The sequence below is a fragment of the Kribbella sp. NPDC020701 genome (genome assembly GCF_055562215.1).
Map to the genome: position 1 here is coordinate 1 of NZ_JBVHFT010000010.1, position 14,091 is coordinate 14,091.

Annotated in this window: 10 protein-coding genes; 3 read left to right on the top strand and 7 right to left on the bottom strand. The window is 67.9% G+C overall.

Features of this window, described 5'->3' with window-relative positions; translation table 11 throughout:
• Positions 1-335 precede the first annotated feature (335 nt).
• From ACZ3HV_RS23615 to ACZ3HV_RS23625, 3 genes are all read right to left on the bottom strand, one after another.
• Positions 336-569, bottom strand: a complete 234-nt coding sequence (locus tag ACZ3HV_RS23615) for a hypothetical protein (protein ID WP_465687140.1) — start codon at positions 567-569, stop codon at positions 336-338.
• Positions 570-865: 296 nt separating this feature from the next.
• Positions 866-3,544, bottom strand: a complete 2,679-nt coding sequence (locus ACZ3HV_RS23620) for a hypothetical protein (protein WP_465687141.1) — start codon at positions 3,542-3,544, stop codon at positions 866-868.
• Between the two features lie 68 nt (positions 3,545-3,612).
• Positions 3,613-3,849, bottom strand: a complete 237-nt coding sequence (locus tag ACZ3HV_RS23625) for a hypothetical protein (protein WP_465687142.1) — start codon at positions 3,847-3,849, stop codon at positions 3,613-3,615.
• Between the two features lie 137 nt (positions 3,850-3,986).
• Between ACZ3HV_RS23625 and ACZ3HV_RS23630 the strand changes: the two genes are divergently transcribed.
• Positions 3,987-5,399: a glycoside hydrolase family 43 protein gene (locus ACZ3HV_RS23630; RefSeq protein WP_465687143.1), complete on the top strand. Its 1,413-nt coding sequence runs from the start codon at positions 3,987-3,989 to the stop codon at positions 5,397-5,399.
• A 3-nt stretch (positions 5,400-5,402) separates the two neighbouring features.
• Here ACZ3HV_RS23630 and ACZ3HV_RS23635 read toward each other — a convergent pair whose 3' ends face one another.
• The 4 genes from ACZ3HV_RS23635 to ACZ3HV_RS23650 all read right to left on the bottom strand — a co-directional run bounded on the left by ACZ3HV_RS23635 (position 5,403) and on the right by ACZ3HV_RS23650 (position 12,182).
• Positions 5,403-9,080, bottom strand: coding sequence for a hypothetical protein (locus ACZ3HV_RS23635; protein ID WP_465687144.1), 3,678 nt, complete (start codon positions 9,078-9,080; stop codon positions 5,403-5,405).
• A 62-nt stretch (positions 9,081-9,142) separates the two neighbouring features.
• Positions 9,143-9,970 carry a carbohydrate ABC transporter permease gene (locus ACZ3HV_RS23640; RefSeq protein WP_465687145.1) on the bottom strand — a complete coding sequence of 276 codons (828 nt, stop codon included), beginning with the start codon at positions 9,968-9,970 and terminating at the stop codon, positions 9,143-9,145.
• Complete coding sequence (locus ACZ3HV_RS23645; protein ID WP_360366299.1) at positions 9,967-10,899, bottom strand: carbohydrate ABC transporter permease; 933 nt, start codon at positions 10,897-10,899, stop codon at positions 9,967-9,969. The genes ACZ3HV_RS23640 and ACZ3HV_RS23645 overlap by 4 nt, the downstream gene beginning before the upstream one ends.
• Positions 10,896-12,182 carry an ABC transporter substrate-binding protein gene (locus ACZ3HV_RS23650; protein WP_465687146.1) on the bottom strand — a complete coding sequence of 429 codons (1,287 nt, stop codon included), beginning with the start codon at positions 12,180-12,182 and terminating at the stop codon, positions 10,896-10,898. The genes ACZ3HV_RS23645 and ACZ3HV_RS23650 overlap by 4 nt, the downstream gene beginning before the upstream one ends.
• Before the next feature lie 297 nt (positions 12,183-12,479).
• Between ACZ3HV_RS23650 and ACZ3HV_RS23655 the strand changes: the two genes are divergently transcribed.
• On the top strand, positions 12,480-13,178 hold the full coding sequence (locus tag ACZ3HV_RS23655) for a hypothetical protein (protein ID WP_465687147.1): 699 nt from the start codon (positions 12,480-12,482) through the stop codon (positions 13,176-13,178).
• Positions 13,179-13,262: 84 nt separating this feature from the next.
• A complete protein-coding gene (locus tag ACZ3HV_RS23660; RefSeq protein ID WP_465687148.1) occupies positions 13,263-13,979 on the top strand; it encodes a hypothetical protein in 717 nt (238 codons plus the stop codon).
• Positions 13,980-14,091 lie beyond the last annotated feature (112 nt).

Genomic DNA, 14,091 nt, shown 5'->3' on the forward strand with positions numbered 1-14,091 from the left:
AACTGCTGGATGCGGACCCGTCCCAGGTCACCGTCTCCTGTCAGGTCACCGTGCGGTGTCACTCCAGGGGACCCACACATACCGCAGAAGAGCCGTTATTTCCTGTTCACGGCCCCGCAAGGGGATCCCAGCCCCCCACCGGAGACGCGGACGCAGTTGGCCCGCTGGAGGAGCGGACGCAACTCGGCTCCCGCAGTTGGGAAGCGTGCGGACGCAGCGCGGCTCCTACCGCTGGGACAGGTGCGGGCGTGACTCGGCTCCCGCAGCTGGGAAGCGTGCGGGAGCCGGGCTCCTGTCGGCTGCGCCTGACCGACGGGAGGTCGAGGAGTGGGAGGTCAGGCGTGCATCAGGACCAGGGACGGGTCGGCGGCGGCCAGCTCGAGGCGGCCGGCGTCGATGGCTCCGTAGGCACCGATCGGGCCGCTGGACGGGCGACCACTGCGGTTGACCCAGAAACCCCAGCCGGCCGGAGCGTCCGGCCACGCGGGGTCGGGCTCCCAGCCGACCGGCGGACGCCAGCTGTCGGTCGGCGGCTCGGGCCAGTCAGGTGGTGAGTTGAATCGGTGCACGGGCGGTCCCTTCCCCAGATTCCCCAGCAAGATCTGCCCCAGCGATCCGCTGCTCGCGAACTCTCTGACAGATCAACGACCTGGCGCGCCGGACGTCACGGCAAATCTTCGTAAAGTTTCGCCCTGCACACGGCCACTAATCAGACCACCGGCCTCGAGTCCCGGCAACCACCCGCTCACCAGGCGGACTGCACGTGCATCGGCACCAGCATCAGCTGCCTTGTCCACAACTTTCGTTGCCTTGTCCACAGATCTGCGGAGTTATCCACAGGAGCAGGGCCTTTCCAGACTGTTGCCTACGGCACGTCCCAGAGGCGGTCGTGGACCCGGTGGTGGTCGGTGAGGGATTGGGCGAGGCTGTAGCCGAGGGCCCGGTAGGCCTCGAAGTCCCACTCGTCGTAGAACTGGTCGCCGGTGGTCCGGCGCGGGAAGTCCGAGTGCTCCACGGCGTATTGCTCGAGGTCCCATTCGAGGTGACCGGCCAGCATCGCCTTCACGAAGAAGATCTCGGTCTTGTACGGCTTCTCCTCGCCCTCCTTCAGCGGATGGGTCGCGAGTCCGTACGCCCAGGCCCGGTCCGCGCGCGGCTTCGACCCGCGGACCATCGGCGCCGGGTCGATGTCGATCTGGATCCCGTGGTCCATCCGCGCGGTCGCGATCGCCTCGGCCAGTGCGGTGAACCTGTCCTCGGCGTCGTTCGAGGCGTCGATCACGATCACCTGGGCGGGCTTGCGGCGCAGCGCCTCGACCAGCCCGAGGTTGTCGTAGTGACCGCCGTCGGTGACGTAGATCCGCCGTTCGTACATCGACGGCGACCCGACCGCCTCGTGCAGCAGCCGGTACGGACCAGGCTTGTCGATCACGCTGCCGACGTACCGCCGGAGCTTCGGCACGAACCCGTGTACGTCGGGGAACGCGGGCTCGGCGCGGTTGTTCCAGTACGGGTTCGGCAACCACACGCCGAGGCGGGCGTTCAGTACGGCGAGCAGCAGCCGCACCGGCCTGGTCCGTCCATTGACCCGGCCGGTGAGCGGACTGAGCGCCGCGCCGCTGATCGCCATCGCCGCCGGCACGGTCACCTCCCGCTTCAGCATGTCGGCCTCGCGCTCGTAATCGTCGGTCGTACGCCGGCCGCCGTCGGGCAGCGACCGGTCCCCCACGATCCCGATCTGCTCGGCATCGAAGATGAACGGGACACAGTCGCGCTCGGTCGGCACGAAGTCGGGATCGTCGACGTTCGCGACGCCGGCGATGACGAGCTGCGGACCACCATTGACCGGCTTCGCCCAGTCCGAGTACCGCAGCCGCAAGTGGTAGTCGAGCGCGACCGCGGCACCGTTGTCCTTGCGCGTCACCAGGAACGCCCGCGACAACCGCTCGCGGTAGAACGAGTGCAGCGAGGTCCGGTTCGCGTCGGTGAGCACCTTGATCGCCACGGCGATCGCGGCCAGGACCAACGCGACGTTCCAGTCCTCCTGATAGGAACGATCGGTCGCGTAGCCGCCGGTCCACCGCAGCAGCACGATGCCCGCGGCAACCACGATGATCGTGCTGCCGACCCAGGGCGCGAGCTTGGTCCGCGCGAACGCGAGCAGCCGCGCGCGCAGGCCGGGCGCCGACTTGCCCTCGACCGCGAGCCCGTTCCACACCGACTTACCGAGCCCGATCAGGACGACGACCAGTGCACTGAACGAGGCCAGGCCCTGCTTCGTTGGATCGACCAACGCCAGCAACGCGGACGGGAGACTCGGCTGATCGGAGGAGTCACCGGGCAGCTTCCCCAGCAGATAAAGGCCTCCCGGTACGCCGAGGAGGAGGACCGCGACGGGTACGCCGTACCGGAGGGTGACGGTCCCGACCGTGGTCAGGACCGTCCGGACGACGTCGGGCATCCGGGCCCAGCGATCCCAGACCTTCTCGATCACGAACATCGCGGCGCTGACCGCGAGCAGGAACGCCGACAGGCCGACGAAGAACCAGGAGTCGTTCGGCCGCCAGTCGACCCGGATCTCGGTGCCCACGGGCACGATCACCTTCTGGTCGGCCAGGAACCAGCCAAGCACCCAGGCGATCGCGCGCAGCATGATCCCGATCAGCAACAGGTTGACGCTCAGACCGAACAACACCGACAACGCCGCGCGGAACATCGCGCGGCCGCCGGACAGCAGGTAGCGGGTCTGCCGGCGGAGCCTCGCCAGCTCCGGCGAGCCGGGTGAGAACGGGTCGGTGCAGGTCCGCCGGAGTACGTGGAACGCGGCGGCCATGTAGCCGCCACCGCTGACCCCGATCACCGTCGACGCCTTGTCGTACAGGCCTCGCTCCCGCAGGAGTTGCAACGCGCCGAGACAGAACGACGCGGACCGGATGCCGCCGCCCGAGCACGTGATCACGAGCCGCCCGGTATCCTTGCCGTCGTCCATGGGCCGCTTGAACGTCGCCGGTGGGTCGAGCCGGACGCCGTACAGCTTCCGCTGGCCGAGGCGACTCGTCGCGAACAAGCAGACCGCGAGTACGAGCGCTCCCGCCAAACCGACCGCCCGCATCAGCCAGGTGAACCAGCCGGTCGAGAGATCCGCGCACGGGCCCGTCGACGCGCCGAACTCGCTCCACAGCCAGACGTCTTCGACGATGTCGAGAACGGCCGCGCCGAAGACCAGCCACGACCCGACCACCGCGATCCCTTCCCAGGATTGACGATTGAGCAAGGATTGGCGGTTGAGGAACTTGACGTACTTGTAGGCCCGGAACGCCGCGTAGACGTAGGCCATGATGAACATCGCGTCGACCAGCAGCGAGAGCCGGCCGGGCACCTCACAATCGAACGCGGAGCCGGCCGCGTCGTGCACCGCGGCACGCATCGGCCATTGGACGACCGCGAGAATGATCGCGAGTTGGAGAGTTGTGGTGAAGGTCCGGCGCCGGCCGATCTGCTCGATCGTGGCGTTGCCTGTCGTGCCGTCCGATTCCCCGAGCATCGCCCCAGGATGCCGCCCGCGGGGTGCACGCGGCCAGGTCTGCGCCGCGGTAGTTGCCGAGCCTTGACCTAGGCGGCCGCGGTGCGGGACTCGCTGATCCGGCACGGAAGAGTGCCCGCGGCAATCGCTTGGTCGAGCGCGACGAGCTGGGTGCACGCCAGCGAGATCGCTTCAGCCTGAGTGCGGCAGCCGTCGGCGTACCAGAACGGGTCGTCCGGCTGACGATCGTCCGCGTCGTCGATGTCGGCGTACCAGCAGTCGTGCCGCTGACAGCGGTAGTGCACGACCCGCACCTTCAGCTTCATGTGCGGTACGACGCCCGCCGCGAGGTGCCGGTTCCGGCTCCGGTTTCGATCCTGGTGTGAAGGGTTTACAACGATGGTAAAGATGGAATAGAACAACAGCGAGACCGGTCCGCCCCCCAGGTTTCGAGAGGTGCGCCATGAGGTTCGTCCGCCCCGTCCTCTGCACGATGCTCGCCGTACTGCTGAGCGCTGCACCCGCCGGCGTCTCACGTGCCGTCGAACCCCAGGAGAGAGCGGCTGTGTCGCAGACCTTCCGGAATCCGGTGAACCCTTCCGCGGATCCGTCGCTGATGTACTACGGCGGCAAGTACTACGTCGCGACCACCCGCGGCGACCGGATCGGGATCTGGTCCTCGCCGAGCCTGGCGACACTGCTGGTGCAGCCCGAGCAGGTGGTGTGGCGGGACTCCGACACCAGCCGCAACACACAGATGTGGGCGCCGGCGTTCCGTCACGTCGGCGGCCGCTGGTACATCTACTACACGGCCTCCGACGGCGTCGACGCCAACCACCGGATGTACGTGCTCGAGTCCTCCGGCGACGACCCGCTCGGCCCGTACCACTTCAAGGCGAAGACCGCGGACTTCGGTGAGTACGCCATCGACGGCGAGCCGATCACCGTGAACGGCCAGCAGTACTTCGTCTGGACCGGCCCCGGCCGTGGTCAGGGCGGACCGGCCCAGCTGTACATCGTCCGGATGAGCGACCCGTGGACGTCGACCGGCGCGCGGGTAGCGATCCCGGCGGACGGTGGCTGCACCGAGGTCCGCGAGGGACCCACCCCGCTGTACGGCGCCGCGCGTACGTTCCTCACCTATTCGACGTGTGACACCGGCAAGCCGGACTACCAGCTGTGGATGAAGAGCATCGAGAACGGCGCCGACCCGATGGTCGCGTCGAACTGGGTCCAGCACCCCGGCCCGATCTTGTCCCGCAACGACGACACCGGGGTCTGGGGTCCTGGCCACCACTCGTTCTTCAAGTCCCCCGACGGCACCGAGGACTGGATCGCGTACCACGGCAAGAACACCAGCACCTACACGTACGCGTTCCGCACCGCCCGCGTCCAGAAGGTCGCCTGGAACGCCGACGGCACGCCCAACCTGGGGAGGCCGTTGGCCGCCGGCGCCACCCAGGACCTGCCCTCGGGCGACCCCGGCTCCACCAACTACTGGATCAACGACACCGACACAACGGTCTCGTACGCCGGTGCTTGGAGCTCCGGATCCGGTTGTGGCAACCAGTGCTTCTGGGGCAACGACCACTGGAGCAACGCGGTCAACGCGACCGCCACCATCCACTTCACCGGCAGCAAGGCAGCCCTCCTCAGCGTCGCGGACGTCGGCAACGGGATCGCCGCGATCTCGATCGATGGCGGTCCCGAACAACGCGTCGACTACTACAGCTCCATCCGTGTCGGCGAGCAACTGATGTACATCAGCCCAACCCTCGCGAATGGCGCCCACACCTTGACGGTCCGCGTCACCGGCGACAAGAACCCTGCCTCCAGCAACACCGTGATCAGCCTGGACCGCATCGAGGTCTACTGACCCTCAGCCACGCCGGAGAATCACCGGGCCGAAGAGGCCGGATTCCTTCTGGCCCGGGAAAACGAAGTGGGTGGGGCTGACCGCGTCCAGGTAGGGGGCGGCGGTGTTGAAGACCTCGATGGACAGGGTGTGCTTCCCGGGCGGTACGTCATAGACGTACGGCGCACAGAACCGGACGCCCTGGCTGATGCCGTCGACAAGTACTTCGGCAGTTCCGCGGACCCGCCCGAGGTCCAGCCGCAACGCGCCGGCTTCGGGGAAGTCGATCTCACGGGAATAGCGAACACCACCGGAGTACTCGGACAGCCCCTGGTCTTCCCAGTTGCCCACGGCAAGACGACCATGGCCGACGTACACCCGGATCGGGCCGGTGAGGGCGGCGCCGGATTCGAAGCCTGGTTCGGTCAGGAGGGTCAGCACCCCGACGCGTGAGCCGGTCGGGACGGGTGTCTCGAGGTAGCCCGAACCGGTAGCGAGTTGATTGCCGTCGACAACGAGAACCGCTTCGCCGACGACATCCAGTTCGAGACGGTTGGTGCCTGGCGGGAGGTCGAAGCGCAGGTGCTCGATGCGTTCGGTCTCCGACCTGGGTACGGCGAAGGTGACGGGCTCGACCGTGTCGATCGACGTACCGTCGAGCCAGGCAGCCCCGGGGAGCGGGTGTGGGCGCCGGGTCAGGTAGAGGTCGGCGAGCGCGCGGTGCTGGGGACGGCGTCGTACGGTCGGCACCGGATTGCCGTCGATCACCGCCTGCCAGTCGTGGTCCGAGATGACCAGGCCGTCGACCAGGATCGGCGTCGGCTGGGTGACCTCGATCGTGACGGTGTTCTCTCCTGGGTGCAGCGCGGCTGCGGCGTCGTACCGGCGTACGCGCGGAGTCGTGCGTTCGTACGGCAGGAAGCCACCCTGGCGGCCGACCTCTTGCCCGTTGACCAGCAGCCGGGCCGAGCCCCAGGCAGTCAGGGTCAGCTCGGTGCAATCGGCCGGTACGACGGTAGTGGTGAAGTGGATCGTCGTTCCGGGCGCGGGCGGCTCCGCGACCGCGATCCAGTCGGGACGTCGATATGCCCCGGTATCGCGGACGAAGGCGACGTTCGCCCGGAGGCGCAGTTCCTCGGACGGAGTCAGCCGCAGCTCGAGCTCATGCGTGCCGACCGCGAGTACGGCGGGAGCCGCACCGAAATGGCCGCCTTCGTCGGAGATCGGCAGCGGTCGGCCGTCGATCAGCACCTCCTTGGCCGCCGGAGCACCGACGACAACCGTGGTGTCCAGATCGGCGGCCAGTTCGAAGGATGCGGTGAACTTCACGGTCCGGCCGGCCTCGACGGTGCCGAAGTCCAGGAAGTCCTCGGGGACGTGACCCTTCGGGCCGAGGGCGTGGTGGTGAATGGGGTCCTTGTGGATCCCCAGCCGGTCGGAGTACTCAACCGGCCGGCCGTCGATCAGGCCGTGCGGGCCGAAGGTGGCGTGGGCGGGCTGCCAGTCCTCCGAGCCTTCGACGCGATGCTCCAGCGCCCAACGCTCGACCACGACGTCCGCCGAAGGCGCCGAGGCCGGCCAGGCGAAGTCGCCCCAGCTGTTGTCGAGGGTCGGGATCAGGGCCGCGTCCCAGTCACCCTCCAGCCGCTCCGACTGCCAGACCACCGGCTCGGACTCTGTGGCCTCCTGGTTGCCTGGGGCGAACACCACCAGCGCCGCGGGACCCGCGTCGAACGGGACCACGACCTCGGTCAGGTCACCGACAGTCCTCGCTGCCAGCGGCCGGGGCTCGCCACCGAACGGATCCGCAAGCAGCGGTGGGCCTGGCACGTCCCGCACGCGGAGGACGACCTCACGGCGATAGTGCTGCGGATCGAAGCTGTACCCCACGCTCGCCCACTCGTGACTGATTCCTCGCCCGACCGGCGGACCGGCGATCTCGGTCGCGCTCCACTCCGTCGGTGTGACGAAGACAACCAGCGCGTCGTCGACGGCCCGCGCCAACACGGGTACGTCGGCCTCCACCCGTCGCTGCAGCCGACCGAGCGCCTCCGGGACGTCCTCCGCCGACGCGACCGTCACGACGCCGTCCGGCAATCCGGCCGGAACGGTGCCAACAGCAACAACCAGGCCACCGGCCACCACGAACTCGGCCAGCCGGTCGAGCACCGCATCCTCGAGCACAGTTGCCTCAGGCAACACGATCGCGCGGTAGATCTCGTCCGCGATGAACAGCCCGTCCCCCACCTCGGCGCCGGCGAGGGAGTCGTCGTCGATCACGTCGGCGTCGATCCGCGCGCGATCCAGTACGCCGGGCACCGGCGCGAACCAGGTCGCGTCCCCGATCAGCTCCCGGTATACCTCCTGCGCCCGCACCGCGGCCGGCCCCGGACCATCGAGCGTCTGATCCGCCTGCGCCGTCGCATTCGGGAACAGTACGGCGACATCGCACACGTGCCGACCCAGCGACAGGGCCGCGCACAGCCGCGTCACCGCATCGGCGAACGACTTGTGGTGCCGCCAGTATGGCTGACGCCAGTCCGTCGACGGTGGCGCCCACTCCCACCAACCGGCCCGCGTCGAGTAGTAGACGGCATGTGGGTTGTAGAGCGTGGCCCCGGTCCGCAGCCACGGGAGCAACCAGTCGAAGGTCTCCTCCAGCGTGCCGCCCCACCCGGTGGAGTGGAATGCTTCGATCCACGTCCGCGGGCGCTCGTACAGATGGGCCAGGGACGAGTGGATCCGCGCATCGCCGTGATGATCGGAGCCTGGAGCACTGAACCACCGGTGCGTCCGGGCATAGTCGGCGTACAACTGGACGCCTTCGACCGGGCGCCCGGCCCGCGCCGGGTCCTGCTGATCACAGCCGACAACGAGCCCGTGCTTGTCGTGCCACTCGTGCAACGGCCGGAAGAACGCCTCTTCGGCCAGCGAGGCCCGCAGCGCGTGATAGTCGCGCCGCACCCGCTGCCCATCGGGTACGTCGAGATCCCACAGGGCACCGAGTCGGTCGCGCAGGTCGTACCCGTACCGCGCGGAGAACCGGTCCGCGAAGTCCGCAGACCACGTGGGCACCGACGGCAACTCGTCCTGGAACGACCCGACGACCACGCGGCCGAGTCGATCCCCGAGACGCCGCTCGAACTCGCCGTGCACCTGATCCAGCAGCGCCTCGCAGGCCGACGTACTGAGGTAGTCGAAGCCGTGATCGGTCTCGTAGAACAACGACAGCCGCGACTCCATCAGCGCGTCGCACTCGGCCCGATCGGAGGCAGTCGTCACCGACAGCGGCGTACCGCCGTCCACCGGTTCCAGCAAGGCCGCGATCGCACGACCTCCGGCGGGACAACGCAGTACCAGCTGGCCCGTCCCGGTGATGGTGAGCCGCTGGATCCGGCGCCCGGCGAAGGCCGGCTGCCGGGCCACCAGCCGAGCCTGGATGTCCGCGCCCGAGAACCCGAGCTGGTCGTAGAACCACAGCGAGACACCGAGCTCCTCGGCGTCGTCGCAGACCCCGAGGAAGATCTCCCACCACAGCTCCGAGAAGAACGGCGGATCGTCCGCGTCGCAGCCGTGGTCGGTGCCGGCCGGCGCCAGATTGAGGACGACGAGTTGGTACACGCCGCCCTCGACGAACCGTTCCAACTGCCAGCGCAACCGCGCAGGGTCGAGCGGTTCGCCGCTCCACCACCAGATGGGCACCGGCGAGAACTCCCTGGGCGGATCGGACAGAACCGTCGCCAGGCGAGCGGGGAGAGGCACAGTTATCCCTTCAGGCCGCTGGAGAAGCCGCGAATGACGTACCGCTGGAGGACCAGGAAGACCAGCAGGATCGGCAGCGCCGCGAGGACCAGGCCGGCGGCGACCAGTCCGTAGTCGGAGGTGTATTCATTGACAAAGGCAAACACTCTGACCGGCACGGTCTCCCGGCCGGAACCGCCGAGGTACAGCAGCGGGGTGAAGAAGTCGTTCCAGATGTGGACCGCGTTGAGGATCAGCACGGTGCCGGTGATCGGCCGCAGCAGCGGGAAGATCACGTAGCCGAAGGCCTGCAGGTGCGAGGCGCCGTCGATCAACGCCGCGTTGGTGTAGTCGGCCGGCAACGACCGGATGAACCCGGTGTAGAGGAACACGGTGAACGGCAGCTGGATCCCTGTGTAGAACAGGATCATGCCCTGGTACGTCCCGAGCAGACCCAGGTCGTTGACCAGCTGGTAGAGCGGGATCATCCCGAGCTGGAACGGCAGGATGATGCCGACCAGGAACAGGATGTACAGGCTGTAGCTCAGCCGGGACGCGGTCCGGGCCAGGAAGTACGCCGCGAGCGATCCGAGCACGATCAGGATGAGCACACTCGACACCGTGATCAGCGTGCTGTTGAGTAGCGCCGACCCGAGTGACGCCGACTGCCAGGCCTCCGAAAAGCTACCGACCGACGGCGGGTTCGGGAGCGACAGCGGCTTGTTCGCGATCTGTCCCGGATCCTTGAAGGCGAGCGTCACCAGGGCGTACACCGGGAACAGGAACGCGACCGCGACCGCGATCATCACGATCTCGCGGACCAGCGTGCGGGGACGGTATCCGGTCCTCATGCCGACGTCTCCCTCGAGCGCAGGTACCCGATCTGGATGAACGACACCGCCGCGACGAAGATCGCGAGTACCAGGGCGACCGCCGTGCTGTAGCCGAACTTCCCGAAGACAAAGGCCTGTTTGTACAGCACCGTCGACAAGGTGTCCGTCGCGTACCCAGGCCCGCCATTGGTCATCGCGATGATCTGGGTGAACAGCGTCAGCCCGCCCACCGTCGACAGCATCACGTTGATCGTCACCGCCGGAGCAAGCAGCGGCCAGGTGATGTGCCGGAACCGCGCGACCGTCCCCGCACCGTCCACCATCGCGGACTCGTGCAGCTCGGCCGGCACGCCTTCGAGCCCGGCCAGGAAGATCACCATCGAGTACCCGGCGCACTGCCAGATCACCGTGAACGCGACAGACCAGATCGCCAGCGACGGGTTCCCCAGCCAGTCCTGCCGCAACGAGCCGAGGCCGATCGCGTTCAGGGCGGCGTTGAGGCCGGCGTCCGGCGCCGGGTTGTAGACGTACTTCCACAAGAACGACACCATCACCGGACTGACCACGACCGGCGCGAAGAAGATCACCCGCAGAACCATCCGGCTCTTGATCCCGGTGTGTACGCCGAGTGCCAGCAGCAACCCGATCCCGTTCTGCACGACCACGATCGCCACCGTGAGCAGCAACGTGTTCCGCAACGCCCCGAGCGCCTGGTCATCGGAGAACAACTGCTTGAAGTTGTCGATCCCGACGAACGACCGCGCGTCACCGACCCCGGACCAGTCCGTGAACGCCGACCCCGCCCCGACGATGCTCGGATAGAGCATCACCAGCGCGTAGACGAGGAGCGCCGGAACGGCGAACAACCACGGCGGGGTGATGCCGCCCCCGCGACGCCGCGATACTTTCACGGCGTCGCGGCGTACCGCCTGTGCAGTGATCGTCATGCGCTCTTCCGGTAGGCCTCGTCCATCTTCTTCAGGGCACCCTGGACTGTGGTCTTTCCGCCGAGGAGTTCCTGGACGACGGCGAAGTGGGTGGGCTGGACTTCGGCGTTCGGCCAGCGCTGGTCCATGAACGGGACCGCCTTGTTGTCCTTCAGGTAGGGCAGGAAGGAGGTGAGGACCGGGTCGACCTTCGCGTCACCGTCGGAGTACACCGGTACGCACGCCACCGCCTCGGCCCACGCGTTCACGACCTCCGGCCGGCCGCAGTACTCGATGAACTTCTTCGCCTGCTCGGCCTTCTTGCTCTTCGCACTGACCGCGATGCCGACCACGACGCCGCCGGGAATCCAGTTGTCGGCGGCAACATCCGTGGCCGGGAACGGGAACATGCCGAGGTCGTCCGGCGACGGCGCTGCCGCCCGGAACGCCTGCAGGACGGCGGAGACCTGGATGGCCATCGCAGCCTTGCCGGTGCCGACCATCGAGGTGGCCTGCTCGTACGTCGTACCGTTCGGGTTGTCGTTGAAGAAACCCTTCTTCTGCAGCTCCAGGTACTTGTCCATCGCGTCGGCCCAGCCGGAGTCCGCGAAGGACGCGCTGCCGGCGATCATCTTGTCGTCGAAGTCGGGCGTCTTGGCGTAGACCGTGCCCGGGACCAGCGCGTAGTCGATCAGCTGGGTGACCCACGGCGTCTGCGCGCCGAGGGCGATCGGGACGATGCCCTTCTTCTTCAGCTTGTCGCAGACCGAGAGCAGCTCGGACCAGGTGGCCGGAATCTCGACGCCAGCGGTCGCGAACGCCTTCTTGTTGTAGATCGCGCCGAGCACACTGGTGCCGGGCGAGAAGATGAACGTCTTGCCGTCCTGCTGGAAGGCGCCCTTGAAGCCGGTCGGGATCTTCTGCGTCCAGGACTGGCTGCTGAGGTCGGCGAGCAGGTTGGCCTTGCTCAGCTGGACCATCGACATCGCACTGCCGTTGCCCGGGTAGACCGCGTGCAGGTCGGGTGCGTTGCCGGCCGCGAGCTGCGCGCGGAGGGCGGTCTGCAACTGGTCGGCGGGCGAGAACGAGAGGTTGAAGTCGAAGTCGGAGTGCGCCTTCTTGTAGTCGTCGAGCGCCTTGCGCAGGCCGGCCTCCTGGCTGCCGGCGCCGATCACCTTCAGCGTGCCGCCGGACGAGGACGAGCCGCCGTTCCCGCCGCCGCAAGCTGCCAGCGTGCCGACCGCGGCGGCGCCGCCCATCAGCTGGAGGAGCCGCCTTCGGCTGACGGACTGTTCGAGTGCCATGGATCCTCCTGAGCGTCCAGCGCTGAGATACCGCTGGAGAATGTGAAGTAACCGCAAGATCGTGTTACTTTTGACACGCGGGACGCTACGGACGGCCCGGGAGGGTGTCAAGACCTCGTTGAAAGGATTCAGTCCGACACGGTGTGAAAGCCGTTGACCCCGACTTTGGGACCCTGCCCGCCTCGCCTGAGAAGATGTCGTCATGCCCACGACCGCCACTGCCAGCGCGCCGTACGCCGTGCTGCGGACCGGCGGTCCGACCATGGGCTCCCGGCGTGATCCTGGACCGGTGCTCGGGTGAAACGGCTCCTCCTGACCGGCCTGCTCCTGCTGGCCGTCGCTCTCGGCGTCACCGGCGGCTACTTCACCGGCGACCGCTTCGACACGCCCTCCGCCACCCCTTCGGGTAACGCGGCACCCCTCGGCGAGGTGTCACCGTCCGAGCCGGCGCTGCCGGTCAAGACCCCGGTGCCGAGCAACCTCGCCGCCCTGGAGACCGGGCTGGACTACGAGCGCCACACCTTCACGGTCACCCCGAAGGGCCAGCCCTCGGTGCAGCTGTCGATCCAGACACCGGACGGCTGGCGCCTGACCAGGGATCCGGCGGCCCCGGGCGAGGTCAAGTTCCTGGACAAGTTGCGGGAGCGCGGCGTACGGGTCGAGGCGGACGAACCCGCGACCCGGACCCCGGCCGAGGCCAGCGCGAAGCTCGTCGTCGACCTGAAGCAGAGCCAGGAGCCGGAGAACGACGTCCGCATCGTCAGCCAGGCCGACGACCAGATCGAGGGCGACGACGGCACGACCCGGACGGTCTCGACCCTGATCTACACCTATATCCCGAACAAGACGCTCCGCTACGTGATCGTCCGCTGGATCGCGACCGGCGACGACGGGCTCACCACGATCGAGATGAGCATCACCGGCGTCCCCCAGGATGCCCCGGCTCTCGACGAAGTCCTCCTCAACGCCACCCGCTCGATCCACGAAACCGGTTGAACGACTCCGTTTTCACGGAATTGTTACCTGGGGGATGCAACCTGGTGGGGGTCTTGCGGGTCTTTGGAATAGGGAGGTGCAGGCGTGGCTGGTCGGGGGACTGTAGGCGCACTGCTGGCTTCGGGGCTGGTGGCGATGATCGCCATCGGCGGGGCCGGCGGGTACGGCGTCGGGCTGTTGACCACCGCGGAGCAGTCGGCTGCCGCGACAGGTACGCCGGCTCCGCTCGGGAGCGTCAGTCCGTCGACGGCGTCGCCTTCGGTGAACCCGTCGCCGACTCCACCACCGAAGAAGATCGTTCCGGACGACAGCAAGCCACTGAACGCCGACGACCTGTACTACAAGACCCGCCAGTTCACGGCGACGAGCGCGGTGCGCTCGAGAGTCAGCGTGCGGGTGCCGTCGAACTGGAGTTTCACGCAGCCGGATCCGCCGAAGATCGGCCGGTACACCGACCCGACCGGCAAGCGCTGGCTGCGGATCGAGGCAGGGTTCACCATCAGCCGGCCGCCGTCCGCGTCGATGGCCGCAAGGATCACTCAGCTCCGCGTGGTCCCCGCGAACCAGATGCTGTCGATCAAGTCCCAGACCATCGATCCGGACACCGGTGACGCGACGCTCGTCTACACCTACGTACCGGACAACTCGGTCCGCTACGTGCTCGTCCGCTGGGTGGCCAACGACGACGGCCAGTGCACCTTCGAGATCGCGGCCACCGGCCTCCCCCAGGACCTGCCCGCCCTGGAGGATGTCCTGGATCACGCCGGCGACTCGGCCGTCCGCGACGACTCGACGACCTGACCCAGCTCAACGAGCTCGCCCAGTTGCCGGTGCCCGGCCGGAGGCGGCCTCTGGCTACTAGCCCTCACCACCACCTGGCAGACCATCTAACTCAGCCTGGATCCTCGCGGCG